General features: G+C 71.6%; 23 protein-coding genes. 10 read left to right on the forward strand and 13 right to left on the reverse strand.

The window, feature by feature from the left end:
• Positions 1 to 119: 119 nt before the first annotated feature.
• The 3 genes from OG841_RS09010 (at position 120) to narJ (ending at position 2,607) form a co-directional block, all read left to right on the forward strand.
• Entirely contained in the window at positions 120 to 983 is an 864-nt protein-coding gene (locus tag OG841_RS09010; protein ID WP_328641913.1) for a helix-turn-helix domain-containing protein, read from the forward strand.
• Positions 984 to 1,022: 39 nt separating this feature from the next.
• Positions 1,023 to 1,817 (forward strand): SAM-dependent methyltransferase, encoded by a 795-nt coding sequence (locus tag OG841_RS09015; protein WP_328641912.1) that lies wholly within the window; start codon positions 1,023 to 1,025, stop codon positions 1,815 to 1,817.
• Positions 1,818 to 2,121: 304 nt separating this feature from the next.
• Positions 2,122 to 2,607, forward strand: coding sequence for a nitrate reductase molybdenum cofactor assembly chaperone (gene narJ, locus OG841_RS09020; protein ID WP_328641911.1), 486 nt, complete (start codon positions 2,122 to 2,124; stop codon positions 2,605 to 2,607).
• 6 nt (positions 2,608 to 2,613) lie between these two features.
• Here the strand turns inward: narJ and dnaK are convergent, their stop codons facing one another.
• The 8 genes from dnaK to OG841_RS09060 all read right to left on the reverse strand — a co-directional run bounded on the left by dnaK (position 2,614) and on the right by OG841_RS09060 (position 12,758).
• Positions 2,614 to 4,470 carry a molecular chaperone DnaK gene (gene dnaK / locus OG841_RS09025; RefSeq protein WP_328641910.1) on the reverse strand — a complete coding sequence of 619 codons (1,857 nt, stop codon included), beginning with the start codon at positions 4,468 to 4,470 and terminating at the stop codon, positions 2,614 to 2,616.
• Positions 4,471 to 4,565: 95 nt separating this feature from the next.
• Positions 4,566 to 5,324: a glycerophosphodiester phosphodiesterase family protein gene (locus tag OG841_RS09030; RefSeq protein ID WP_365122368.1), complete on the reverse strand. Its 759-nt coding sequence runs from the start codon at positions 5,322 to 5,324 to the stop codon at positions 4,566 to 4,568.
• Between the two features lie 7 nt (positions 5,325 to 5,331).
• A complete protein-coding gene (locus OG841_RS09035; RefSeq protein ID WP_365122371.1) occupies positions 5,332 to 6,678 on the reverse strand; it encodes a hypothetical protein in 1,347 nt (448 codons plus the stop codon).
• A 94-nt stretch (positions 6,679 to 6,772) separates the two neighbouring features.
• On the reverse strand, positions 6,773 to 7,201 hold the full coding sequence (locus OG841_RS09040; protein ID WP_059209520.1) for an OsmC family peroxiredoxin: 429 nt from the start codon (positions 7,199 to 7,201) through the stop codon (positions 6,773 to 6,775).
• Between the two features lie 64 nt (positions 7,202 to 7,265).
• Positions 7,266 to 8,996 carry a vWA domain-containing protein gene (locus OG841_RS09045; protein ID WP_371570630.1) on the reverse strand — a complete coding sequence of 577 codons (1,731 nt, stop codon included), beginning with the start codon at positions 8,994 to 8,996 and terminating at the stop codon, positions 7,266 to 7,268.
• 59 nt (positions 8,997 to 9,055) lie between these two features.
• Positions 9,056 to 10,117: an ATP-binding protein gene (locus tag OG841_RS09050; protein ID WP_266391880.1), complete on the reverse strand. Its 1,062-nt coding sequence runs from the start codon at positions 10,115 to 10,117 to the stop codon at positions 9,056 to 9,058.
• A gap of 95 nt (positions 10,118 to 10,212) precedes the next feature.
• Positions 10,213 to 12,288, reverse strand: a complete 2,076-nt coding sequence (locus OG841_RS09055; RefSeq protein WP_371564372.1) for a phage holin family protein — start codon at positions 12,286 to 12,288, stop codon at positions 10,213 to 10,215.
• Between the two features lie 68 nt (positions 12,289 to 12,356).
• Entirely contained in the window at positions 12,357 to 12,758 is a 402-nt protein-coding gene (locus OG841_RS09060; protein ID WP_031045739.1) for a hypothetical protein, read from the reverse strand.
• Positions 12,759 to 12,841: 83 nt separating this feature from the next.
• On the opposite strand from OG841_RS09060, the gene OG841_RS09065 reads away from it, so the two are divergent.
• Positions 12,842 to 13,615, forward strand: coding sequence for an MBL fold metallo-hydrolase (locus tag OG841_RS09065; protein ID WP_328641904.1), 774 nt, complete (start codon positions 12,842 to 12,844; stop codon positions 13,613 to 13,615).
• Entirely contained in the window at positions 13,612 to 14,226 is a 615-nt protein-coding gene (locus OG841_RS09070) for a DedA family protein (protein WP_326662245.1), read from the forward strand. The genes OG841_RS09065 and OG841_RS09070 overlap by 4 nt, the downstream gene beginning before the upstream one ends.
• Here OG841_RS09070 and OG841_RS09075 read toward each other — a convergent pair.
• From OG841_RS09075 to OG841_RS09090, 4 genes are all read right to left on the reverse strand, one after another.
• Entirely contained in the window at positions 14,223 to 15,299 is a 1,077-nt protein-coding gene (locus OG841_RS09075) for an MBL fold metallo-hydrolase (RefSeq protein WP_328641903.1), read from the reverse strand. The two genes, OG841_RS09070 and OG841_RS09075, sit on opposite strands and share 4 nt — an antisense overlap.
• Positions 15,296 to 16,540 (reverse strand): aminotransferase class I/II-fold pyridoxal phosphate-dependent enzyme, encoded by a 1,245-nt coding sequence (locus OG841_RS09080; RefSeq protein ID WP_328641902.1) that lies wholly within the window; start codon positions 16,538 to 16,540, stop codon positions 15,296 to 15,298. The genes OG841_RS09075 and OG841_RS09080 overlap by 4 nt, the downstream gene beginning before the upstream one ends.
• Before the next feature lie 156 nt (positions 16,541 to 16,696).
• On the reverse strand, positions 16,697 to 17,398 hold the full coding sequence (locus OG841_RS09085) for a hypothetical protein (protein ID WP_328641901.1): 702 nt from the start codon (positions 17,396 to 17,398) through the stop codon (positions 16,697 to 16,699).
• 234 nt (positions 17,399 to 17,632) lie between these two features.
• Positions 17,633 to 18,430: an RNA polymerase sigma factor SigF gene (locus OG841_RS09090; protein ID WP_371564377.1), complete on the reverse strand. Its 798-nt coding sequence runs from the start codon at positions 18,428 to 18,430 to the stop codon at positions 17,633 to 17,635.
• A 238-nt stretch (positions 18,431 to 18,668) separates the two neighbouring features.
• Here OG841_RS09090 and OG841_RS09095 point away from each other — a divergent pair, with 238 nt between their 5' ends.
• From OG841_RS09095 to OG841_RS09115, 5 genes are all read left to right on the forward strand, one after another.
• On the forward strand, positions 18,669 to 20,465 hold the full coding sequence (locus tag OG841_RS09095) for a thiamine pyrophosphate-requiring protein (protein ID WP_328641899.1): 1,797 nt from the start codon (positions 18,669 to 18,671) through the stop codon (positions 20,463 to 20,465).
• Between the two features lie 256 nt (positions 20,466 to 20,721).
• Entirely contained in the window at positions 20,722 to 21,108 is a 387-nt protein-coding gene (locus OG841_RS09100) for a DUF2795 domain-containing protein (protein ID WP_328641898.1), read from the forward strand.
• A complete protein-coding gene (locus OG841_RS09105; protein WP_328641897.1) occupies positions 21,105 to 21,539 on the forward strand; it encodes a CBS domain-containing protein in 435 nt (144 codons plus the stop codon). Before OG841_RS09100 ends, OG841_RS09105 begins: the two co-directional genes overlap by 4 nt.
• Before the next feature lie 143 nt (positions 21,540 to 21,682).
• Positions 21,683 to 22,225 carry a type 1 glutamine amidotransferase domain-containing protein gene (locus OG841_RS09110; protein WP_328641896.1) on the forward strand — a complete coding sequence of 181 codons (543 nt, stop codon included), beginning with the start codon at positions 21,683 to 21,685 and terminating at the stop codon, positions 22,223 to 22,225.
• Positions 22,225 to 24,324: a catalase gene (locus tag OG841_RS09115; RefSeq protein ID WP_365122389.1), complete on the forward strand. Its 2,100-nt coding sequence runs from the start codon at positions 22,225 to 22,227 to the stop codon at positions 24,322 to 24,324. Before OG841_RS09110 ends, OG841_RS09115 begins: the two co-directional genes overlap by 1 nt.
• A 79-nt stretch (positions 24,325 to 24,403) precedes the next feature.
• Here OG841_RS09115 and OG841_RS09120 read toward each other — a convergent pair whose 3' ends face one another.
• Entirely contained in the window at positions 24,404 to 24,685 is a 282-nt protein-coding gene (locus tag OG841_RS09120; RefSeq protein ID WP_365122392.1) for a DUF6158 family protein, read from the reverse strand.
• Between the last annotated feature and the right edge of the window lie 45 nt (positions 24,686 to 24,730).

Below are 24,730 nucleotides of genomic sequence, written 5' to 3' on the forward strand. Positions count from 1 at the left end.
GGCCGCCCGGGTCCTGGTCGATTACCCGGGAGGTAAGGAAGAAGCGGTCGTGACCGGTGAGCCCGGCACGGGAACATGGCACACTGCACGCAAGCTTCGACGCGTAGGGGAGGCGTGGCGTGAGTGAGCGGCGACCTGCGCCGACCGTGGGCCAGGTGGTGCTCGGCAGGCGGCTTCAGGAACTGCGGGAGGCGGCCGGCCTCAAGCGCGAGGAGGCCGCCCAGGTACTGCGGGTGGCCCCCGCGACCGTGCGGCGCATAGAAATGGCCGAGGTCGCCCTGAAGATCCCGTATGTCCAGGTGCTCCTGGAGACGTACGGCGTCTCCGAGGAACAGGTCGAGGCCTTCGTCCAGCTGGCCGAGGAGGCGAACAAACCGGGCTGGTGGCAGCGGTTCCACGACGTGCTGCCCGAGTGGTTCAGCCTGTACGTGAGCCTCGAGGGCGCGGCCGGGATCATCCGGTCCTACGAGCCGCACTTCGTGCCCGGACTGCTCCAGACCGAGGACTACGCGCGTGCCGTCATGGAGGCCGGGACCATCGGGCAGGCGGGTTCTGAGGCGCTGGAACGGCATGTGTCACTGCGCATGGCCCGGCAGCAACTGCTGGAGCGCCCGAACGCACCCCATCTGTGGGTGATCATGGATGAGACGGTGCTGCGCCGCCCGGTGAGCATCCGCTCCGAGGTGATGCGCGAGCAGCTGGACAAGCTCCTGGAGTTCACCGAGCGCGACCGGGTCACGCTCCAGGTGTGCGAGTTCGAAGAGGGCCCGCACCCGGGGACGTACGCGCCCTTCTCACTGTTCCGCTTCTCCGAGCCGGAGCTGCCCGACCTGGTCTTCACCGAGTACCTGACCGGTGCGCTGTATCTCGACTCCCGCCAGGAGGTCGCCACGCACCTGGAGGTCCTGGACCACATGTCGGCGCGGGCCGCGTCGGCCGAGCGCACGAAGAAGCTGCTGCGGGAGCGCCGCGAGGACTTCTGAGCGGGCAGCACGACCACATCACAGGGGAGAAGGCACCGCATGACCGGATCCGACGCACCCGGAATCGACACGAGCCGCCCGCACCCGGCGCGGGTGTACGACTGGTGGCTGGGCGGCAAGGACAACTACCCGGTGGACGAGGCACTGGCCCGCAAGATCCTCGAGGTGGACGCCACCGTGGTGCGTGGGGCGCGTGCCAACCGCCGCTTCATGCACCGGGCGGTGCGGACGGCCGCGGAGGCCGGTGTCCGCCAGTTCCTCGACATCGGCACCGGCATCCCCACCGAGCCCAACCTGCACCAGGTGGCGCAGGAGATCACCCCTGAGGCGAAGGTCGTGTACGCGGACAACGACCCGATCGTCCTGAGGCACGCGCAGGCCCTGCTGCACAGCACCCCCGAGGGCGCCACGAACTATGTGCACGCGGACGTCCGCGACCCGGACACCATCCTGCGGGCGGCCGCCGAGACCCTGGACTTCTCGGAGCCGATCGCGCTGTCCCTGGTGGCGCTCACCCACTACCTCGACGACGACGCGTACGGGCTGCTCAAGCGGTACGTCGCCGAACTCGCCCCGGGCAGTTTCGTGATCCTCTCCCAGGTCACCCCCGATCTGAGCCCCGAGGCCATCGAGAAGGCCGCCGAGCAGTTCCGTCGCAACGGCACCCCCTTCTTCCCCCGCACGCTCGCCGAGTTCTCCCGCTTCTTCGACGGGCTGGAGCTGCTCGGCCCCGGCGTGATCCCGGTGTCGGGCTGGCGTCCGGGTCCGGAGGACGTGGCGGCCCAGGCGGAGGGCATCGTGCCGGTCTACGCGGGGGTCGCGCGCAAGGTCTGACCCGTACGGGTGCCGTGAACGGGTGCGCTCCCACGCCCCGCCCTAGGTTCGAAGCAGCCACGGGCAAGCAAGGGAGCGCACGTGACGGACACCAGGACACCGCCGAGGGCGCCAGGCGCGCCGCTGCTGCGGGCGGGGCGGTCTGCCGGCCCGGCAAGGCCGCCCCCGACCTGCACGGCATGGGGCTGACCGGCGGACGCGACGGACGTCGTCCACCGCGACCGTGGTACGAGGACCGGTACGTGATTCCGACGGCGGCCGGGGGCGCACGCCCGGAGAACACGGACGACGCTGAGGAGATCTGATGCCCTCGGACGCAGTGCTGTACCAGGCGGCGGCGCTCTGCCTGACGTATCCCGACAGTGACTTCCGCGCGCGGCTGCCGCTGCTGCGTGAGGCGGCCCCGCAGCTGCGGGAGTTCGTCGACCACGCGGCGGTGACGCCCGCGCGGGACCTGGCAGCGCACTACGTCCAGGTCTTCGACTTCTCCCATCGACACAGTCTGTATCTGAGCTCGTGGCAGGACGGGGAAGCCCGACGCGAGGTGTCGCTGGTGCGGTTCAAGGACGTCTACCGGGCCGCCGGGCTGGAGTTCACCGGTGAGGAGCTGCCGGACTTCCTGCCCTCGGTGCTGGAGTTCGCCGCCCGCACCGGGGACATCGACCTGCTCACCGAGCACCACGACGCGCTGAAGCAACTCCGTTCCCGGCTCACCGACTTCGGCACGCCGTACGCGACGGTCCTCGACGCCGTGTGCGCCACGCTCCCGACTGCGGGGACACAGATCTGACGGGCCTCAGGCGGCCCCGCCCTTCTGGTCCTTCTCGTCGTCGACGATCTCCGCGTCGACCACTCCCTCCTCCTCGTGTTGCGGTGCGGACGGTTCGTCCTGCGGCGGCTGTTGGGCCTGTGCGTACATCGCCTGACCCATCTTCTGGCTGACGGAGGCGAGTTGCTCGACGCCGCCCCGGAGGGTGTCGGTGTCGGCGTTCTCCTCCAGGAGCCGCTTCAGTTCCGCGACCGCCGACTCGACCTCCGTCTTCGTGTCGGCGGGGACCTTGTCGCCGTTCTCCCGGACGAACTTCTCCGTCTGGTAGACGAGTTGCTCGGCCTGGTTGCGGGTCTCGGCGGCCTCGCGGCGGTTGCGGTCCTCCTCGGCGTACTGCTCGGCCTCGCGCATCATGCGGTCGATGTCGTCCTTGGGCAGCGCCGATCCGCCCGTGACCGTCATCTTCTGTTCGCGCCCGGTCGCGAGGTCCTTGGCCGAGACGTGCATGATGCCGTTCGCGTCGATGTCGAAGGCGACCTCGATCTGGGGGACGCCTCGCGGGGCGGGCGGCAGGCCGGTCAGGTCGAAGACGCCCAGTTTCTTGTTGTACGCGGCGATCTCCCGTTCCCCCTGGTAGACCTGGATGCCGACCGAGGGCTGGTTGTCGGTCGCGGTGGTGAAGATCTCCGAACGGCGGGTGGGGATCGTGGTGTTGCGCTCGATGAGCTTCGTCATGATGCCGCCCTTGGTCTCGATCCCCAGGGACAGCGGGGTGACGTCGAGGAGGAGCACGTCCTTGACGTCGCCGCGGATGACGCCCGCCTGGAGCGCCGCGCCGACCGCCACGACCTCGTCCGGGTTGACGCCCTTGTGCGGGTCCTTGCCCGTGAGTTCCTTGACCAGATCCGTGACCGCGGGCATCCGCGTGGAGCCGCCGACGAGGATCACGTGGTCGATGGCGGCGAGCTTGATGCCGGCGTCCTTGACCGCCTGGTGGAAGGGGGTCTTGCAGCGGTCGAGCAGATCGGCGGTGAGCTCCTGGAACTGCGCGCGGGTCAGCTTCTCGTCGAGGTGCAGGGGCCCCTCCGCGGAGGCGGTGATGTAGGGCAGGTTGATCGTGGTCTCGGAGGACGACGAGAGCTCGATCTTCGCCTTCTCGGCCCCCTCGCGCAGCCGCTGCAGCGCCATCTTGTCCTTGCCGAGATCGACGCCGTACTGCCCCTGGAACTTCTTCACGAGGTGCTCGACGACCCGCTGGTCCCAGTCGTCGCCGCCCAGGTGTGTGTCGCCGTTGGTGGCCTTGACCTCGATGACCCCGTCGCCGATCTCCAGCAGGGACACGTCGAAGGTGCCGCCGCCCAGGTCGAAGACCAGGACCGTCTGCTCCTCGCCCCGATCCAGGCCGTACGCGAGCGCGGCCGCCGTGGGTTCGTTGATGATCCTCAGGACCTTCAGCCCCGCGATGTCCCCGGCCTCCTTGGTGGCCTGCCGCTGGGAGTCGTCGAAGTAGGCGGGCACCGTGATCACGGCGTCGGTGACGTCCTCGCCGAGATAGGACTCGGCGTCCCGCTTCAGTTTCTGCAGCACCCGCGCCGACAGCTCCTGCGCCCGGTACCGGGTGCCGTCGACGGAGCCCTGGTCCGGGAAGCGCCAGCTTCCGTCGCCCATGTGCCGCTTCACGGAGCGCGCGGTGCGCTCGACGTTGGTCACGGCCTGCCGCTTGGCGACCTCGCCCACCAGGACCTCGCCGTTCTTCGCGAAGGCCACGACCGACGGTGTGGTCCTGGCCCCCTCCGCGTTGGCGACAACCGTGGGTTCACCGCCCTCCAGCACGGCGACCACCGAGTTCGTGGTCCCGAGATCGATCCCGACCGCACGTCCCATCGCTGTCCCCTTCCGCCAGGGATGTCCACGGGAGCCATCCCGCACTCCAGCACAAAACTTGAGTGCGCTCTTGTCAATGGCGCGGATGGCCCTGCTCAGTGGGACGAGTACCCCGGTGGACGCTCCTTGAGCGGCTCCCCGCGCAGCGCGACGGCCCGTCTCGGCCGGTCGGTGATCAGGACGTCCACCCGCGGATGGCCGAGGAAGGCCCGCATCAGGGTGTCGTCGTTGACCGTCCAGACCATGGTGAACAGGTCGTGCCGGGCCGCCTCGCGCAGCACGTTGGCGCGGGCCAGCCGCTGGTGCACGGCCACCCCGCTCGCGCCGCAGGCGCGCACCCGGCGCATCGGCAGCAGCTCGCTGAGCCGGGTGCCGGCAAGGCGGGCCCGGGCGATCTCCCTGCGGTCGCGCCCCAGCGACAGGGCGGTGCGCACGCGCGGGAAGGCTCGTGCGATGGCCGCGACGGAACGGTCCTCCAGAGTCGTGGCGACGAAGCCGTCCGCGCCGAGCAGGGCGACCGCCCGGTCGATCAGCTCCCGCTCGTAGCCGCTCTCCTTCAGGTCCAGGTGCCCGATCAGCTTCCCCGCGATCAGGGACATCACCTCGTCGACGACCGGCACGCGATGACCGGACCGTTCGCTGAGCTCGGCGTGGGTGATCTCGCTGAGCAGTGGGCCGGTGTGCCCCACCCGAGGGTCGTGGTGGACGACGAAGACCCCGTCCGCCGTACGCCGGATGTCGAACTCGACGTACTCCGCCCCGGACCGGATCGCGTCCTCGTAGGCCTCCCAGGTCGCCGCGCCGGCACGCTCGGATCCACCCCGGTGGGCGGAGACGGCGGGACGTCGAGGCATACGGCTCTCAGCTTCCGGACGGTGGACGGGACGGCGACCGCGGGGCGGCCGTCGGAGTCGCCAGCAGCGCGCCGGAGCGCCTGCTGACCCGCCTGAGCAGGAGGTACCCGATCACGGCGAGGGCGATGAAGGGAAGCCAGGCCAGCAGGTAGGCCGGGAGGTAGTAGGCGTCGAAGATGGACCGCCGATTGTCGACGTCGGAGGCGTTGGCCCCGAAGAACGCCAGCAGCAGCGTCGGCGGCAGAGCGATGCCGGTGGCCACCGCGACGAGCGCCGACACCGTACGGTCCCTGCGGTCGTCGCGCTCGGCGAGCTGGGCCTCCAGGGCGGCCGAGCGGGCGCTGATCACCGAGGTCAGACGCTCGACCATCCTGGCGGAGTTGTCCAGGCTGTCGGGGATGCCGAAGACGTCGCGCAGCGAGGACTGGAAGGCCTCCATGACCATCTCGGGGATCAGCAGGCTGTCGATGTACGCCTCGACGCCGAAGGCCAGGTCCAGCTGGAGTTCGTTCACGCCGTCGGAGAGCCGGGAGATCAGCCTGCGGATCTCGTACGGCGACTCGGCCGCGGCCCGTTCGTTGGCGCGCATGGTCTCGAAGGCGGCCAGCCGGGTGCGCTGGAGGACGGCGAGGGCGGAGATCATGCCGACGGCGACCAGGATCAGGCCGTTCTCCACGTGCGCGGCCCAGCCGGCGTGGACGGACACCCCTCGGCCGTGCGCGGAGAGCGTGCGGCCGTTCTTGTGGAGGTGGGGCGCCTCCGACGTGGACAGCCGGCCGCGGTACACGATCTCGTTGAGCAGGGTCGGCGGGCCGGTCTCGTCGGGGCCCAGCAGGTCGTTCGCCAAGTCGCCACCGGGAAAGACCAGTTGGTGGACGTTCTGGCCGAAGGCGAGCGGCTCCCGCGGGGCGAGCCGGCCGCCCAGCGCGTCGAGCAGGGCTCTGCTGCCGAGCGTGATCCGCTCCCGGTCGAAGCAGGTGTCGGCGAGCCATGCCGCGAGGGCGGCGGGAGGCGTCTGTCCGGCGAATTCGCAGTCCAGGGCCAGGGTGATGTCCCCTCGCGGGGTGGCGAGGACGGCGATCTCGACGGACGCGAGGTCGAGTCCGTGGTCGCCGTGCGGCAGCCGCAGGTCCTCGGGGGCCACGTCCTCGACGAGCACCGGCACGGGCAGCACCGCCTCACTGGACTTCAGGTGCAGCGCGAAGCGGCCGAAGTCGAATCTGTCGACGAGGCTGCCCAGCGAGGGCCGCCCCGGGTCCAGGCGGCCGGTGAGGCTGAACAGCACGACGACACGGGTGAGTTCACGGGTGCCGGAGTCGAGTGCCGCCGTACCCCCGGCCGTTCCCACAGTCATCGCGTTCCCTCCCGCGCCACCGAACCGACCCCCGAACCGCGCCGCGCGCAGACCGCCCCGGACGGGCGGCCTGCGCGACCTGGTGCCTTCGGGTTCAGGCGAGCTTCGCGTCCAGTGTGATCGGGACGGACTTCAGGGCCTGGCTGACCGGGCAGTTGGCCTTGGCGTCGTCCGCGGCGGCGGCGAAGCCCTCCTCGTCCAGGCCCGGCACGGTGCCCTCGACGGTGAGGTGGATGCCCGTGATCCCCTCGCCCGGCTGGAAGGTGACGTCGGCCGAGGTGACGAGCTTGGTGGGCGGGGTGCCCGCGCCGTTCAGGGCGTGCGACAGTGCCATCGAGAAGCAGCTGGAGTGCGCGGCGGCGATCAGCTCCTCGGGGCTGGTCTTGCCGTTGGCGTCCTGGGAGCGCGAGGCCCACGTGACCGGCTGTGCCTCGATGGCACCGGAGGAGTCGAAGTTGACGACACCGCTCCCCTCGAGGAGGTTGCCTTCCCAAACGGTGTGTGCGGAGCGCGTGGTGGCCACGGTCAGTCCTTTCGTGTGGTCCCGCTGACGGGGGTGTACGGGAACCATCCGATCACACTACGGCTCAGCTCACGCGGAAGACCGGCCCCCGTGCGGTGAACGGCAGTCTGGCCCCCTGCGGGATCAGGTAGGCGTGCTCGCGCCGCACCCGCAGTACATCGCACCAGCCGTCGGTGATCACCAGCACGGGCGCGCTCGTGGGGAAGTCGTCGGCGCGGTGCAGCAGGTCGATGCCGGGCTGCAGGACGGTGCCGCCGCGGCCGTGCACCCGGACCCGTTCGGCGATCTCGGTGACGGGCAGATAGCCGGCGTCGTGCGGGGCGGCGTCGCAGAAGACGACCCGGGCGGCCGGTACGTCCCGGGCCTCGGCGTACGAGGCGATCGCGCCGAGTGCCTTGCCGAGCAGGGTGCGGTTCATCGAGCCGGAGGTGTCCAGGACCACGCCGAAGGTGCAGCGGGCGATCTCCTCGGGCGGGAAGTACCGGCCTGCGCGCGGGATGTCGGGGGTGGACGACTGACGGCGCGAGGGACGGGCGTAGGACCGCACGGGCTGTGGGCTGGGCACGAACTCGTCGAACCAGCGGGCGAGTTGTGCGTCCCAGGGCAGCGGCGGATGGCTGAGCGCGCGGATCTCCTCGACCAGGCCGCCGGGCAGGAACCCGCGCTCCTGCCGCTGGTGCAGGTCGAGGCCCTGGGCGAGGCCACGGCGGTAGAACTCGTCGAGGTCGACGTAGTCGCGGGGCGAGCCGAGCGGGCCGCCGAGGATGTCGCCGGCGCCCTTGCCGCGGAGCGTGGCGAGCCGGCGCATGCGGCGCAGATCACCGGCGATGCGGTCGTAGACCTCCTCGGAGGAGAGGCCGGCGAGCTCGGGGTCGTACAGCAGGCCCTCGGGCATGGTGCCGATGCGCATGTCGTTGAGCCAGCCGTTGATGACGTAGTCGCAGGCGATGTTGAAGAGGTAGGGGTCGCGGGTGCCGCAGCGGTCGCCGTGGCGCAGGGCGGCGTGCAGCATCTCGTGGGCGAGGATGAACCGCCATTCCTCGTCGTCGAAGCGGCGCAGCGGGTTGATGTAGATCTCGGCGGCCTCGGCGTTGACGGCGGCGATCGCGATGCCGTGGGCGCGGGCGAGTTCGGCGTCGGCGACCAGCTTGATGCCGGCCGCGATGCCGCCGAGCAGCGGGTAGGAGGAGACGAACCAGCTCAGGGCCCGCTGCCAGGGGCGCAGCGTGGGCGCCTCGCCGTCGAGGGAGTCGCGGCGGCCGCCCGCCATGTCCATCGCCGCCGACACGGTCCGGGTCAGGGCGGTGGCGAACGCCAGCTGCCAGTCGGGCGGCTGGGACCAGCCCGCCCACCTCAGCAGCAGCTGGTCGGGCTCGGAGCCCGCCGTACCGCAGTGTTCGTAGACGCCCGGGATGCCGTCGCGCCGCCAGCGGGCGGCGAGTTGCTCCTCGTCGCCGTCGGGGTAGGAGGCGGGCAGGTGCTCGGGGGCCCTGCCGACGGGGAAGCCGAGCAGGAAGCGGTTGACCACGAGACACCGGGCGGCGAGGTCGAAGCGGTCGGGCTGGGTGCGTTCGCCCTTCACCGACGGGACGTGTCCGAAGCCGAGGTGCAGGACGGCGTGGGCGAGCGCCCAGGCCCAGGCCGTGGGCTCGGCGAGCCGGTCGGGGTGGGCGTGGAGATCGCCGTCGGAGTCGACGACCACGAGCCCGTCCCGGGGCGCGAACCGGCACTCCTCCCGGCGGCAGACGTCGAACTCGACGGCCGCGAGGGCGGGGTTGGCCCGCATCAGCTTCATTCCCTCGGCGAACGCCTCGCCCGCGAGGTCCCGCTTCTTCTTCTTTTCCGGGCTCCGGCTCACCGCCGCGCCTCCACCAGCCGGGGCATGTCACGAGCCGCCTCGACGAGGAACCAGGAGGGCAGTACGGGGTTGCCGTCGGCATCGGAGGCGATGACGGTCTGGGCGACCTCGACGGAGATCTCGGCGAGCTGGACGAGCAGCGACTTGGCTCGGTACGCCGTCTGGCGACCGGCCGCCGACATGTGCTCCTTGCTGACCGGGAGTTCCTTGATCAGACGGCCGCGGAAGGATTCGGCGAGGTAGTAGAGCAGGTCGCGGTCCTCCAGGCGGTTCGGCCAGCGGGCGTCGCCCTTGATGATCGCCTCGATGCCGAACCGGCTGCGCACGATCTTGACGTAGCCGCAGAACGCGGTCGCGTGCCTGGGCGTCAGGGTGCCGTGCGCGAGAACCTTCAGGGTCTCCTCGTCGAGGTCGCGGCCGAAGGAGTGCAGCGCGTCGGAGAGCATGTGCCAGGAGCGGGGCGTGGAGAAGGGCTCCTCGGTCTTCGGCGGCTTGGACCACAGGTGGTCGGGCCGGTCGGTGAGGTGGTCGAGGATCCAGGGGTGGATGCCGTTCTCGGCGGCCCAGACCAGCCAGTCCTTCGCGGACGCCTCCAGGTGGACATGGGTGAGGCGGTTGACGAGGGCGGAGGCGATGGGCCGGGCGAGGGCGTTGTCGGTGGCCCGGTTCCCGGCACCGATGACGATGGAGCCCTTGGGGAGTTCGTAGTCGCCGATACGGCGGTCCAGGATCAGCGAGTAGAACGCCTTCTGCACATCCGGCGTGGCCGCGTTCAGCTCGTCCAGGAACAGACAGTACGGCTCGTCGCGCGCGATGGATTCCGGCGGGCAGAACACCGACCGCCCGTCCCGGATCTGGGGCACCCCGATGAGGTCCTCGGGAGCGAGCTGGGTACCGATCAGGCTCACGCACTCCAGGCCCAGCGAGGCGGCGAACTCCCTGACGAGGGACGACTTGCCGATGCCGGGGGCACCCCAGACGAAGACGGGCCGCACGGTGGCGAGGCCGAGGAGAAGCTCGGGGATACGGGAGGGCGAAACGGTGACGGCAGCCTGCAAAGCGGTGGCTCCAGGGAGGTGTTCGAGGAGGGGATGACTCGAACAGTGTGTGCGTGGCCCCGAACGGACGCAGCTGATTTTCCCGGGCCGAAGGTCTACGCGGCCTTCTCCTCCGCCTTCCCCAACGGCACTTGAGGACCTCCCGCTTCGTCGAGCCACCCCCGCAGCACCCGGTGCACCTGCTCGGCCCCGGTGATGTCCTCAGGAGGCTCGGACAGGGCGAGCGGCGACAGCAGGAACGGCTTGGCCTGCGCACCCCCCAGCCCGCCGTGCGACCCGATCTGCTCCTCGAAGGCGAGCACCTCCCCCTCCGCCGGGTCGTACCAGGAGTTGACCATGATGTCGGCGGTGTGCGGAAAGGAGTGGGTCCGGCGCACGACATCGGCCGCCCCCGGCCCGAAGTCGGCCAACGGCCCCGGTGTCTCGTCCAGTTGCTCCAGCGGGATCTCCGTACCGAACGGCCCCAGCACCACCCCGCCGTACTCCTCGCTGCGCACCAGGAGGAAGCCGACACCAGGATGATTGGCGAGAGTGGTCAGCAGAGCCGGGTGCCTCGCGTCCATCTCCTCCTTGCTCATCCGGTGATGCACGTCCGGGAAGGAGACCAGCCCGAGGTTGCCGGACGCCAGCACGATCGGTTCGGAGTCGCGCGCGGGCCGGTACTGCTCACGCCCCTCCTTGCCCGGCCGGCGCAGCGCGGCACGGACGGCGGCGCGGGCCTCGGCCCCGCTGTGGGTGCGCTCGGCCTTGCGCGACACGGGCAGCCCGCAGCCGGCCCGGACCAGGTCGCCGAGGGTGAGCCCGTAGCGGGTGCGGAAGGTCTCGCCGGGGCTCTGGCCGTGGTCGGAGAGGACGACGATCCGGTACGGGCGCGGAGCGTGCTCGGCGACGTTCTCGATCAGCGCGAGCGAGCGGTCCAGGCGCTCCAGGACCTTCGCGGCGTCGCGGCTCGTGGGCCCGGAGTGATGGGCGACCTCGTCGTAGGCGACGAGGTCGGCGTAGACGGCCGTGCGCCCGGCGAGCATGTCGCCCATGACGGCGGCGACCACGACATCGCGTTCCACGACGGTCGCGAAGGCGCGGACGAGCGGGTACAGGCCCCCGCGGCCCACCCGGGGGCGTTCCTTGCGTATCCGGGCGCGGGTCGACTGGCCGATCTCGCGGCCGACCTCGGCGAAGAACGACATGGCGGTGCGGACGGCGTTGGCGGGGTCGGAGAAGTAGGCGAAGTAGCCGGCCCGGGAGCGGGTCTCGCGGCTGCGTCGGCGGGTGGCGATGGACAGGACGAGGGCCTGTTCCTCGGCGCCGCCGGAGAAGAGGTTGCCGCGGCTCGCGCCGTCGACGGCGAGCAGTCCGCCGTGTCCCGCCTGTTCCACGGCCCGGTGCTGGAGTTCGACGGCGCTGGTCGGACGGTTGCAGACCATCACCTCGCCGTGGTCCTTCTCGTACCAGCGGAAGGCGGGGACGTCGTGGTTGCTGCCGTGCAGGATGCCGAGCTGGCTGGCACCGGTCTGGCTGGACCAGTCGGTGCGCCAGGACGTGAGCCGGTGGGTGGGGCGTACCCCACGGCCGGAGTGGTCGCCGTGGCCCAGCCATCGGGCGATCGTCGGCATGAGTCCCTCACGCACCGCGGCCAGCAGGACGTCGTGGCCCACTCCGTCGAGCTGGAGGAAGACCGTGCCGGGGGTGGCCGGACCCAGGGGGCCGCCTCGGCGGCGGCGGTCGGCGAGACGGTACAGGCGGCGCCGGTAGGCGTCGTCGTCGCGCACCGCGAGGGCACCGCCGGTGGCGGAGGCGACCGCGGACATCACGGCGGCCACCACGACCGCGGTCTCCGGGGCTGCGTCGCCGCGCTCGGCGGGGTTCAGGCGCAGGGCGAGCAGCAGCAGCGCCCCGTTGAGGAAGAAGACGAGGAGCCCGAGCACCAGGGTCGGTACGAGCAGGAACAGCCGTACGAGCAGGGGCCATACGACGGCCGACAGCACACCGAAGGCACCGGCGCCGAACGCCGCCGTGACAGCGATCCGGGTCGCGCTGTCACCGGTCGGGGACTGGAGCCGGAAGTCCGGCAGGATGCCCGCCAGCACCAGCATCGTCAGGGTGGAGACGACCCATACCGTGACGCTCCGCCCGACCTGACTGGCCACCCGCCGCCAACGCCCCGCACGCACGCCCCGTACACCTCACGTCCCGGCCCGTCGTCGGTGCGGGCGCTGGGACCAGCGTGTCATACGGGTGGCTAACGGCCGTCGTATCCCGCCGTCGGCATCGACAGCCTGCGATGCACCCTGGCCTTCATCTGGGCGTCGTAGAGGGGCTCCGCGAAGCCCACCGTCTCGACCCGCACCCCGCGGCGGGCGCACTCTGCGGTGAACTCCTCCACGGAGGACAGGGCGCTCTCCAGGACCCTGCGGCTCGGGGCCACGAAGAGATCCCGCCCCGCCCGCACCCCGTCCCACAGCACGCAGTGGTCGGCCCTGAGCCCTCGCACCAGCAGTTCCCTGCGCACGGTGTACCCCCGCTCCGCGGCCCAGCGCGCACACATCGCGTGCTGGCTGCGGGAGTCCACCAGGAAGGGGTCGGCGTCCAGCTCCTCCAGCGGCGTCAGACTCGCGATCGCCGTGACATGGACCGCTCCCATGGTGTCCCCCTCACCTCCGGGTTTCGCCGCCGACCCTACTCCAGCCCGTAGGCTTCGGGGAGTCGCGCGAAGGAGGCAAAGAGGTGCCGGTGGAGATCGCCTGGTGGGGCCACGCCACCTGCACGGTGACGGATTCGGACGTACGTGTGCTCACCGACCCTCTGTTCGCTCGCCGTCTCGCTCATCTGCGCCGGCGCCGCGGTGCGGTACCGCCGCCCGGCGCCCGGCGTGCGGACGTGGCCCTCGTCTCCCATCTGCACGCCGACCACCTGCACGTTCCCTCGCTGGCCCGGCTCGAGCCGGGCACGCGCCTGCTCGTGCCCCGGGGCGCACCACGCCAGGTGCCGGGGCTGCGCCGGCTCACCCACCTCCGGGTGGACGAGGTGGCGCCCGGCGACGAGCGACGCGTCGGCGACCTCCTCATACGCGTGGTCCCGGCCTGGCACGACGGGCGCCGGCTGCCGGTCGGGCCGCACCGCTCCCCCGCGCTCGGTTACGTCGTCGAGGGCTCGGCGCGGACGTACTTCGCCGGGGACACCGGGCTGTTCGACGACATGGCCAAGGAGGTCGGGCCGGTCGACGTGGCGTTGTTGCCGGTCGGCGGGTGGGGGCCGTATCTCGGGGAGGGGCACCTCGACGCCGGGCGCGCGGCCCAGGCCCTGGCCCGGTTGGCGCCGCGCAGTGCGGTGCCGGTGCACTACGGAACGTACTGGCCGATCGGGATGGACGCGGTGCGGCCGCATGAGTTCCATGCGCCGGGTGCGGAGTTCGTGCGGCTGGCGGCGCAGTTCGCGCCGGGCGTGGATGTGCACCGGTTGGAGCACGGGGAGAGCGTGCGGCTGGAGGTCGCGCGGTGACGTGGCTCGCGGCCGCCACCACGGGGGCGACGCCGGGGGCTGCCGGACAGGCGATCGGGTACCCGACGTTGTTCCTGCTGGTGTTTCTGGGGGCGTTGGTACCGGTGGTTCCCACGGGGGCGCTGGTGAGTTCGGCCGCCGTCGTGGCGTTTCATCAGACGGCGCCTCTTTCTCTGCTGTTCGTGTTCGTCACGGCCTCCACCGCCGCGTTTCTCGGGGACGTCGCCCTGTACTGGCTGGGGCGGCGCGGGATGAAGTCGAAGAACGGATCGCGGTGGCTGGAGGCGCTTCGGTCCCGGGCGCCGGAGGAGCGGCTCTCCCAGGCGCAGGGAAAGCTGGCCGACCACGGGGTGGCCGTCCTCGTCCTTTCCCGGCTGGTGCCGGCGGGGCGGATACCGGTGATGCTGGCCTGTCTCATGGCCGAGTGGCCGTTGCGGCGGTTCGTTCGGGGGAATCTCCCGGCCTGTCTCGCCTGGGCCGTGACGTATCAGCTGATCGGGATTCTGGGTGGATCGCTGTTCCCGGAGCCTTGGCAGGGTGTGGTGGCGGCGGTCGCGCTGACCGTGGCGATCAGCGCGGCACCGACGGTGTGGAAGCGGGTGCGCTCCTAGGGGCGCGCAGAGGGGTGCTCATAGGGGTGCTCCAGCACCCGTGAGCCTCCGACCGGCAGGTCCCACAGGTCCTCGCGTGCCAGGCCCGCCTTCTCCCACGCCTCCCTGACCCTGGTCAGCGGTTCCAGCACCGGTTCGGCCGACAGCACGAACGTCGCCCAGTGCATGGGGGCCATGCGGCGGGCGCCCAGGTCCTGGGCCGCTCGCACCGCCTCCTCCGGGTCGCAGTGCACGTCGCTGAGCCACCAGCGGGGGTCGTAGGCGCCGATGGGCAGGAGGGCGAGGTCGATGCCGGGATAGCGGTGGCCGATACGGGAGAACCAGTGGCCGTAGCCCGTGTCGCCCGCGAAGTAGACGCGCTGCCCGTCCTGCGCGGTGAGGACCCAGCCGCCCCACAGGGTGCGACAGGTGTCCGTGAGGGAGCGCTTGGACCAGTGGTGGGCGGGGACGAAGTCGAAGCGGACGCCGTTCAGTTCGGCCGCCTCCCACCAGTCCAGTTCGGTCACCGCGGTGAAGCGGCGGCGGTGGAACCAGCGGGCCAGTCCGGCCGGGACGAAGACCGGGGTGTCGCGCGGGAGGCGTCGCAGGGTCGGGGCGTCCAGGTGGTCGTAGTGGTTGTGGCTGATGACGACCGCGTCGATGCGCGGCAGGGCGTTCCAGTCGATGCCGACCGGGGTGATGCGGGCCGGGGTGCCGAGGATGCGGCGGGACCAGACCGGGTCGGTGAGGACGGTCAGGCCGCCGATCCGTACCACCCAACTGGCGTGTCCCGCCCAGGAGACGGCGACCGTGCGGGCGTCGACGGCGGGGATCGGGGCGGGCGCGTAGGGCAGTTTCGGGATGTCGGCGAGGCCCTCGGGTCCGGGGCGTACGGCGCCCTCGCGGGCGAAGCGGGCCATGGCCTTCAGACCGGGCAGCGGGGCGGTCAGTCGGTCGTGGAAGGACCGCGGCCACACTCTCCGCTCCCCCAGCTGGCGGGGTTCGGCGAGCGGCGGGGACGGGGACGCGAAGGAGGGGGCCGAGGGCTCGTCGGCCACTCGCGTGCTGGTGGTCGACTCGGACTGCTGCGTCATCGAGGAGGCTCCCATCGCTGAGCGTCGTCGCGGAGGTCGTCGAAGACCGACTCCAGGGTGATCAACGCGCGTTGCACGTGTGGCAGTTCCAACGGCGTGGGTGAGGTGAGGCATTCCGCGCGTTCCTCTTCGGAACCGCCGAGCAGGGGGCCGGTGGACAGCCGTACGCGCAGGGCGCCGAGGTCGTCGCCGAAGCGGTGGCCGCCGGGTGCGGGCATGCCGAGCCGGGCGGTGAGGAAGTCCTCCAGGTCCTGGGCGTCCCCGACGCCGCGCGCGGTGAGCGCGGGGCGCAGGGGGCCGAGGTCGACGTAGAGGTGGCGGCCGGCCCGCGGGGGCCGGGAGAGGGCGCCCGCGCCGACGACGGTGGCGTGCGCCGCGGCGGCCACACGCGCGTGGAGGCGTCCTACGGCGGCGCGGTGGGCGGTGACCGGTTCGGGCTCGGTGAGGGCGTGGGCGGCGGCCGCGGCGACGGGGGCGGCGACGCGGGCGCCCAGGGCGGTCAGGACGTCCAGCACGCGCGCGTGGAGGCCCTCGCCGTCGCCGTTGGCCGGGAAGCGGGCGAATGCGGCCGGCCAGCCGGTCGGGAGCAGGCTCCCGGCCAGGTCGGTGACGACGGTGACCCGGTCGGGCAGCATCTCGGCGGGACTGAGCCAGACCGTCTCATGGGGGGCGTGCACGGTGTCGCGCCAGGTCTCGTCGCTGACCAGGTGCAGGCCCTCGCCCGCGGCCGCCTCGACGGTCTCGTGCAGCACCTCGGGCGGGGCGACGGTGGCGGTGGGGTCGTCGGCGACGGACAGCACCAACAGCCGCGGGTCACCGCCCTCGGCACGCACTCGGCGCACGGTCTCCAGAAGCGCGTACGGATCCGGGACGCCGCCGCATTCGGCCGGTGTGGCCACGTGGAAGACGGGTCTTCCCAACAGGCGTGCGTACGGCGCCCACCAGGCGGCGCAGGGACGGGGCACCAGGACGTCGCCGCCGAGCGCGGCGGTCAGGGCGAGCAGGAGGGCGGGGGCGCCGGGGGCGGCGGCCACATGGTCGGGTTCGGCGGGCAGACCGCGCCGGGCCGCGTAGCCGCAGGCGGCCTCCAGGAGCGGGGTGCCGCCGCCGACCGGTTCGGCGCGGGGGCGGCCCGCCGCGGCGGCGAGGACTGCGGTGAGTTCGGGCAGTACGGGAAGCCCGTCGTCGGGCAGCGGAGGGCCGTAGCGGACGGGGCCGTGGCCCTCCGGGTCGGTCCGCATCGGTCACCTCCGTAAGGCGCTGTCCGGTGGCTCGTCCGGTCCGCCGTCTCATGTTCTCGCGCCTGGCGCGCTCCTCGCGCTCTGAGTACCCACGGTGCCGCCCGGCCATGGGCACCCGTGCGGGTTGCGCCCGTCACACGGACCTGACGTTTCGCCTCAGGTGTTCGCCCCGGGGGCCTTGCGGCGCAGCCGGTAGACGGCGCCCGCGGCGGCGCCCGCGATCAGCAGGGCTCCGGCGGCCAGAGCGGGCACGGAATCGGTGAAGCTGCCGCCCTGACCGGCGTGGACCGGGCTCTGGATGACCGCGGGGTCGCAGCTCTCGGTGCGGGGCTCGGTACGCGGCTCTGTTTGCGGCTCGGTTTGCGGCTCGGTGCGCGGCTCGGTTTGCGGCTTGGTGCACGGGCGGTGGCTGCTGCCGGTGGCGGGGCCGCGGGTGACGGTGAAGGTGGCGCTCCAGGCCTGGCCCGGTGCGCGGTCCGCGGTCGGGCAGGTGCCGTCGACGGTCCACGCGGAGTCCGGGCCGACGCCGCCGGCACCTTCCTGGAGTTCCTGGTCGGCGGAGATGTGCGCGGTGCCGCTGTAGGCGGGGCCGGAGACCTTGTCGTCGTTGCCGGGCACCAGCTGCAGCCGGACGGTCTGCGTCTCGAAGGCCTCCGAGGTGGCGTCGACGGTGGCGGGCGGCGTCCCGGTACCGGGATCGCAGGAGACGGACACGGTGACGCTGCCGCCCGGCTGGACACTGCTCGGGCTGACCTCCGCGGCCGGTTCCGCGAAGGCGCTCGGCGGGGCGACGCCCAGGGTGACCCCGAGTGCGGGGAGGACGACGGACAGGGCCCGGAGACGGGCGGTGCGGCGCATGGGGTGGACTCCTTCGGCCGGCGGCTGCGGGGCCCGTCGTCGGGCGTCGGAGTGACGACGACCGGACGGTGACGACGGACCGAGGGCACGACGGTCGCACCCACAGCCATCACAGCCCGGCCCTCCCCGTCCCGCGCGCGGCGGAGGCCATTGGCGGGACGGGGAGGGCCGAGTGGGTGACGTCGGGGCGCCGGGGGGCCGTGGCGCCGGGGGCGCTCCCTCAGAGCGGTCCCGTCACGCGGCGGCGTCCCGCATGATCTGCTCACGCAGCCGTCCGCAGCAGCGGCTGATCAGGCGGGACACGTGCATCTGGGAGACGCCCAGCTGCTCGGCGATCCGGCTCTGGGTCATGTCGCCGAAGAAGCGCATGTAGAGAATGGCGCGCTCCCGCTCGGGCAGCGAGGCCAGCCGGGGCCTGACGGACTCGCGGTCGACGACCGTGTCCAGTGCGGGGTCGGGCGAGCCGAGGGCGTCGGCGAGCGAGTAGCCGTCCTCGCTGCCGGGCAGTTCGGCGTCGAGGGAGAGGGCGGTGAAGCTCTCCAGGGCCTCGAGGCCCGCCAGGACGTCCTCCTCGCTCATGTCCGCGTGCTCGGCGATCTCGGCGACGCTGGGCCTGCGCCCCGGGATGGTCTGGGCGAGGTCCTGAGCGGCGAAGCGGACGCGGTTGCGCAGGTCCTGGACCCGGCGCGGCACGTGCAGGGTCCACATGTGGTCGCGGAAGTGCCGCTTGATCTCGCCGGTGATGGTGGGGACGGCGTAGCTCTCGAAAGCGTGGCCGCGCGCGGGGTCGTAGCGGTCGACGGCCTTGACCAGGCCGAGGGCCGCGACCTGGCACAGGTCCTCGAAACTCTCGCCGCGGCTGCGGAAGCGGCGGGCGAGCCGGTCGGCCATGGGCAGCCATGCCTCGACGATCTGTCCGCGCAGTGTGTCGCGCTCGGGTCCCGGGGGGAGGTCGGCGAGCCTGCGGAAGGAGGCGGCGGTGTCGGGTGCGTCGTCGTGCGGGTGGTGCTTCGCGCTCACTGAAGTGGGCATGTGCGTCGCAACTCCCTTGATAATGCTCTGGGTTGGACGATCGGCGGGGAGCGCGTCCGCGTTCGGACAGGCGCGGCCGGCGCGGCCGGGCGCCGCTCCCCCACACGTGCCTCCGGTCCGAAGCACTGTGACGCGCCTGCCCTCGGCCCCCGGCGGCAAACCCGGGCAGGTTTTCCGGGGCCGCGCAGGGTGACTCGTAGGGCTGCTGCCTGTGCCATCCATGTCGGGAGGTCAGCCCATGAGCACCAAGGTGTCCGATCACATCCTCGAGCGGCTGCGCGAGTGGGGTGTGGACCATGTCTTCGGCTATCCGGGCGACGGCATCAACGGCCTGCTGGCGGCCTGGGGCCGGGCCGACAACCAGCCACGGTTCGTGCAGTCCCGGCACGAGGAGATGTCCGCGTTCGAGGCGGTCGGTTACGCCAAGTTCAGCGGTCGTATCGGAGTGTGCGCGGCGACCTCGGGGCCCGGGGCGATCCATCTGCTGAACGGTCTGTACGACGCCAAGCTGGACCATGTGCCGGTGCTGGCGATCGTCGGCCAGACGCACCGCACCGCGATGGGCGGTTCGTACCAGCAGGAGGTCGACCTGCACACCCTGTTCAAGGACGTCGCCTCGGAGTTCGTGGAGACGGTGACGGTCCCCGAGCAGCTGCCCAACGTCCTGGACCGGGCGATCCGCACCGCGTACGCCCGCCGTTGTCCCACGGCGATCATCATCCCCGGGGACGTGCAGGAGCTCGACTACTCGGCGCCCACCCACGAGTTCAAGATGGTGCCGTCCAGCCTGGACCGCAGCGACTGGACGGCGGTTCCGTCCCAGGAGTCGCTGGAGCGGGCCGCGGAGATCCTCAACTCCGGTGCCAAGCCCGCGATCCTGATCGGCCAGGGTGCGGCCGGGGCGCGGGCCGAGGTGGAGCGGATCGCCGAGCTGCTCGGCGCGGGCGTCGCCAAGGCACTGCTCGGCAAGGACGCGCTGAGCGACGAACTCCCGTACGTCACCGGCTCGATCGGTCTGCTGGGCACGCGGCCGTCGTACGAACTCATGCGGGACTGCGACACCCTGCTGACCATCGGCTCGTCGTTCCCCTACACGCAGTTCCTGCCGGACTTCGGCAAGGCGCGGGGTGTGCAGATCGACATCGACCCGCACATGGTCGGGATGCGCTATCCGTACGAGGTGAACCTCGTCGGCGACGCGAAGGCGACGCTGCAGCGGCTGATCCCGATGCTGGACGTGGAGCGCGGCGGGCGCGAGTGGTACGACACCGTGTGCGACAACGTCTCGCGCTGGCGTGAGGTGATGGAGCGGCGGGCGCAGCAGTCGGCCGACCCGATCAACCCGGAGTACGTGGCCCGCGCACTCGACCCGCTGCTGCCCGACAACGCGATCGTCACCTCCGACTCCGGTTCCACCGCCAACTGGTACGCCCGGCACCTGACCATGCGTCCCGGCATGCGCTCGTCGCTGTCCGGCACGCTGGCGACGATGGGCCCCGGGGTGCCGTACGCGATCGGCGCGAAGTTCGCGCACCCGGACCGGCCGGCGATCGCGCTGGTCGGGGACGGGGCGATGCAGATGAACGGCATGGCCGAGCTGATCACCGCGGCCAAGTACCGGGATCTGTGGGAGGATCCGCGGCTGATCGTCGCCATCTGGAACAACCACGACCTCAACCAGGTCACCTGGGAGATGCGGGCCATGGAGGGCGCCCCGTCCTTCCTGCCCTCGCAGCAGCTCCCGGACGTCCAGTACGCCGCGTTCGCCCGCTCCCTCGGTCTGACCGGGATCCGGGTGGAGAAGCCGGAGGACGTGGAGGCGGCCTGGCGGGCCGGTCTCGAGGCGGACGGCCCCGCGGTCCTGGAGTTCCTCACCGACCCGGCCGTACCGCCGATCCCGCCGCACGCGACCTGGGAGCAGATGGAGGCCACGGCCGCGTCGGTCCTCAAGGGTGACGCGGACCGGGCGTCCATGGTGAAGCAGGGCTTCAAGGCGAAGGTGCAGGAGTTCCTGCCGGGGCGGGAGAAGAAGTAGCCACCGGGAGGGCGACCGGTTCGCGCCGGTCGTCCTCCCGCTCCGGAAGCATCAGCTCCTCGTACCGGCCGAGCGCGAGCACGACGCCGAGCATGAGGATCGGTATGAGCGCGACGAGGACCACCATCGCCATGTCCTTCCCGGGGGAGGTACGCGGGGGGTCCGGGCCGGGTCTCCCGGCTTCGGTCCGGCAAACCCTGTGTCGGCCTCCGGTGCACGGGTACGCGGTGCGGACCCCGAGGATCTGGAGGGAGACATGCAGCGAGGCAGCGACCGGCTGAGTCGCCACCGTGACGACGAGATGAAGCACGAACTCCAGGGTCTGCTCCGTTCCGGGCATCCCACCCGGAGTGAGGAGTGGAACGACCCGGAGCCGACCGCCGACGACGATCCGCAGGTCTGGGGCGGGCCCGTGGCGCCGGGCAGCGACGGGGCGTCCCTGGAGACCGTCCGACTGGAGCTGGCCCGGCTCCTGGGCCGCAGCTCGTTCCCCGCCACCTCCGTGGAGCTGGGGCGGGTGCTGCGCCGCAAGAACGCCCCCGACGCCCTCGTGGAGGCTGTGGAGGAACTGCCACGCAAGGAGAACCACGCCAACGTCCAGGAGCTCGCGCGGGCACTCACCCGGACGGAGGGCACCCCGTGACGGCGGAGCTCGTGAGGGACGTGATGACCCCCGGTGTGGTGGCCGTCCGCCCGGACGCCTCGCTGGTCGAGGCGGCGCGGCTGATGCGCGCGCAGGACATCGGCGATGTCGTGGTGGCCGACGGTCAGCACGTGGTGGGACTGCTCACCGACCGGGACATCACGGTGAGGGCCGTCGCCGACGGCGCCGACCCGCTGACGGTGAGTGTCCAGTCGGTGTGCACGCCGGATCCGCTGACCGTCGCCCCCGGCGACCCGGTGACGCAGGCGGTCGCGCTGATGCGCGCGCACGCCGTACGGCGGCTGCCGGTCATCGAGGACGGCCTGCCCGTCGGCATGGTGAGCCTCGGGGACATCGCCGAGGGCCGGGACCCGGGGTCGGCGCTCGCCGACATCAGCCGTGCGGATCCGGGCGACGGAGCCCCCGTATGAACCGGGGCCGGTCTGCCCATCGCGCTCACCCTGCGCTGCGAGGTCAACCCCGGTGAGGAGCAGGGGCCGGTCGAGCAGCACATCCACAGCTGCGCGCTTCCCGAGCAAGGAAAAAGCTTTCCAGGAAAGGACGTTGAACCATCATGCGTATCGCGTTTCTGACCGCACCCGAGGGGGTCGAGCAGATCGAGCTCACCGATCCGTGGCAGGCGGCGGTGAACGCGGGGCACGAGCCCGTGCTCGTGTCGACCGAGCCCGGCAAGATCCAGGCGTTCAACCATCTCGACAAGGCGGACACCTTCCCCGTGCAGGAGGTCGTGGGCGAGACGTCCGCGGACTCCTTCGGCGGGCTGGTGCTGCCCGGTGGGGTGGCCAACCCGGACTTCCTGCGGATGGACGAGAAGGCCGTGGCGTTCGTCCGGGACTTCTTCACCCAGGGGCGCCCGGTGGCCGCGATCTGCCACGCGCCGTGGACGCTCGTCGAGGCGGACGCCGTACGGGGCCGGGTGCTCACCTCCTGGCCGAGTCTTGAGACGGACATCCGCAACGCGGGCGGCACCTGGGTGGACGAGCAGGTGAAGGTCTGCGACCACGGGAACAACAAGCTGGTCACCAGCCGCAAGCCGGACGACCTCAAGGCGTTCTGCGAGACGTTCCTGGACGTGTTCGCGAAGGAGGCCGCCTAGTGGACTCCGCCGACCGCAAACAGCGTCAGCGCGAAGGTTTTCACGCCGACGACCCGACTGCCGGGCCGCTCACCACCGACCAGGGCGTCGGGGTCGACCACACCGACGACTCGCTCGCCGCCGGTGAGCGCGGTCCGACCCTCATGGAGGACTTCCACTTCCGGGAGAAGCTCACCCACTTCGACCACGAGCGGATCCCGGAGCGGGTGGTGCACGCGCGGGGCGCGGGCGCGTACGGCTACTTCGAACCGTACGAGTCCTGCGCGGAGTTCACCCGTGCCGCCTTCCTCCAGGACCCGGCGGTCCGCACCCCCGTCTTCGTGCGGTTCTCCACCGTGCAGGGACCCAAGGGTTCCGCGGACACCGTACGGGACGTGCGGGGCTTCGCCACCAAGTTCTATACGTCGGAAGGCAATTACGACCTCGTCGGGAACAACTTCCCGGTCTTCTTCATCCAGGACGGCATCAAGTTCCCGGACTTCGTGCACGCGGTGAAGCCGGAGCCGCACAACGACATCCCCACCGGCGCCTCGGCGCACGACACCCTGTGGGACTTCGTGTCGCTCCAGCCGGAGACCCTGCACGCGATCATGTGGCTGATGTCGGACCGGGCGATCCCGCGCAGTTACCGCATGGTGCAGGGCTTCGGCGTGCACACCTTCCGGTTCGTGAACGCGGAGGGCAAGGGCACCTTCGTGAAGTTCCACTGGACGCCGAGGCTGGGCGCGCACTCGCTGGTGTGGGACGAGGCGCAGGAGTGCCAGGGCCGAGACCCGGACTTCAACCGGCGCGACCTGTGGGACGCCATCGAGGCCGGCGAGTACCCGGAGTGGGAGCTCGGCGTGCAACTCGTGCCGGAGGAGGACGAGTTCGCGTTCGACTTCGATCTGCTCGACGCCACGAAGCTGATCCCGGAGGAGCAGGTGCCCGTCCGGCCGATCGGCCGGATGGTGCTCGACCGCAACCCGGAGAACTTCTTCGCCGAGACCGAGCAGGTCGCCTTCCACACCGCCAACGTCGTGCCCGGTATCGACTTCACCAACGACCCGCTGCTCCAGGCCCGCAACTTCTCCTATCTGGACACCCAGTTGATCCGGCTGGGCGGGCCGAACTTCTCGCAGCTGCCGGTGAACCGGCCGGTCGCGCCGGTGCGCAACAACCAGCGCGACGGCTACCACCAGAGCGCGATCCACCGGGGCACGAACTACTCCCCGAACTCGCTCGGCGGCGGCTGCCCGGCCCACGCCGGTGTCGACGGACACGCGTTCACGCACTACGCCGAACGCGTGGACGGACACAAGATCCGGCGGCGCAGCCCGAGTTTCCAGGACCACTACAGCCAGCCCGCGCTGTTCTGGAACAGCATGGCCGACTGGGAGAAGCAGCACATCGTCGAGGCGTTCCGGTTCGAGCTGGGCAAGGTGGGCGCCCGGACCGTGCGGGCCCGGACCGTCGAGCACCTCGCGAAGGTGGACGGCGAGCTGGCGACCCGGGTGGCGCGCGGTATCGGCGTACCGGAACCCACCGCCGGCGAGACGGCGTACAAACTCTCCTCCCCCGCCCTCAGCCTGGAGTCGCTGCGCGGCGACGGCTCCATCCGCACCCGGCAGATCGCGGTCCTCGTCACCGACGGGATCGACGCCGAGCAGGTGACCTCGGTGCGGGAGCGGCTGGCCGCCGAAGGCGCCGTCGTGGAGGCGCTGGCACCGACGGACGGCGAGGTGCGGGGCGCCGACGGCGAGCTGTACACCGTGGACCGCGCGCTGCCGACCGTCGCGTCCGTGCTGTACGACGCCGTCCTGCTGCCCGGCGGTCCCGTGGGCACCCCGCCGACGGCCGCCGACCAGGACGTCATGCGTTTCGTGCGGGACGCCTACCGGCACGGCAAGCCGATCGGCGCGCTCGGCTCGGGCGTCGGGATCCTGTCGTCGCTGGAGCCGGAGGGACTGCGACTGTCCACCGAGTTCCACCGTGTGGAGTCCGACCAGGGCGTGGTGACGGAGACGTCACCGGGTCCGGCGGGCGAGGAGTTCCTGAACGCGTTCGTGGCCGCGATCGCGGCACACCGGCACCCGGACCGGCTGCCGACACGCCACTGAGCCTTCGGGCACGTCATAGGTGGCCTGCTGATCAGGTGATCGGCAGGTCACCGTCGGCTGTCCGCGCAGGGTTTCCTGGTCAGTCCAAGTCCGGTGTGGCCGAGTCCCCCGGCCCGCGCTCCCGCGCGCCCTCACGCGTGCGGCCCGCGGCCACCGTCCGGCGCGGGTTGCGGCGCAGATACTCGCCCTCAAGACGGGCCATGCGCTCGTTGTGGGTACTGAGCGCGTCGTTCGAACCGTAAAGCAGCGTTTCGTGCCGGGTGCGATGGATCGTCTCCAGCTCTTTCATGAGCTGCTGGTCGTCCAACCTGCTGGGGTCGACTCCGGTCATGGCGGTACCCCGCTCGTCGTGTTCGTTCATGCGCTTCGGGTACCCGCCCGGCAAGCAATACCGCAAGCATCACCG

It is taken from the genome of Streptomyces canus (genome assembly GCF_041435015.1).
Lineage (GTDB): Bacteria > Actinomycetota > Actinomycetes > Streptomycetales > Streptomycetaceae > Streptomyces > Streptomyces canus_G.

What these genes read in the sequence shown, in the direction of transcription:
- OG841_RS09080 (WP_328641902.1), bottom strand. Translation starts at nt 16,540, where the DNA reads ATGCGGACCGACCCGGAGGGCCACGGCCCCGTCCGCTACGGCCCTCCG.
- dnaK (WP_328641910.1), bottom strand. Translation starts at nt 4,470, where the DNA reads ATGGGACGTGCGGTCGGGATCGATCTCGGGACCACGAACTCGGTGGTC.
- OG841_RS09085 (WP_328641901.1), bottom strand. Translation starts at nt 17,398, where the DNA reads ATGCGCCGCACCGCCCGTCTCCGGGCCCTGTCCGTCGTCCTCCCCGCA.
- OG841_RS09110 (WP_328641896.1), top strand. Translation starts at nt 21,683, where the DNA reads ATGCGTATCGCGTTTCTGACCGCACCCGAGGGGGTCGAGCAGATCGAG.
- OG841_RS09095 (WP_328641899.1), top strand. Translation starts at nt 18,669, where the DNA reads ATGAGCACCAAGGTGTCCGATCACATCCTCGAGCGGCTGCGCGAGTGG.
- OG841_RS09120 (WP_365122392.1), bottom strand. Translation starts at nt 24,685, where the DNA reads ATGAACGAACACGACGAGCGGGGTACCGCCATGACCGGAGTCGACCCC.
- OG841_RS09090 (WP_371564377.1), bottom strand. Translation starts at nt 18,430, where the DNA reads ATGCCCACTTCAGTGAGCGCGAAGCACCACCCGCACGACGACGCACCC.
- OG841_RS09060 (WP_031045739.1), bottom strand. Translation starts at nt 12,758, where the DNA reads ATGGGAGCGGTCCATGTCACGGCGATCGCGAGTCTGACGCCGCTGGAG.
- OG841_RS09015 (WP_328641912.1), top strand. Translation starts at nt 1,023, where the DNA reads ATGACCGGATCCGACGCACCCGGAATCGACACGAGCCGCCCGCACCCG.
- OG841_RS09035 (WP_365122371.1), bottom strand. Translation starts at nt 6,678, where the DNA reads ATGACTGTGGGAACGGCCGGGGGTACGGCGGCACTCGACTCCGGCACC.
- OG841_RS09075 (WP_328641903.1), bottom strand. Translation starts at nt 15,299, where the DNA reads ATGACGCAGCAGTCCGAGTCGACCACCAGCACGCGAGTGGCCGACGAG.
- OG841_RS09030 (WP_365122368.1), bottom strand. Translation starts at nt 5,324, where the DNA reads ATGCCTCGACGTCCCGCCGTCTCCGCCCACCGGGGTGGATCCGAGCGT.
- OG841_RS09045 (WP_371570630.1), bottom strand. Translation starts at nt 8,996, where the DNA reads ATGAAGCTGATGCGGGCCAACCCCGCCCTCGCGGCCGTCGAGTTCGAC.
- narJ (WP_328641911.1), top strand. Translation starts at nt 2,122, where the DNA reads ATGCCCTCGGACGCAGTGCTGTACCAGGCGGCGGCGCTCTGCCTGACG.
- OG841_RS09100 (WP_328641898.1), top strand. Translation starts at nt 20,722, where the DNA reads ATGCAGCGAGGCAGCGACCGGCTGAGTCGCCACCGTGACGACGAGATG.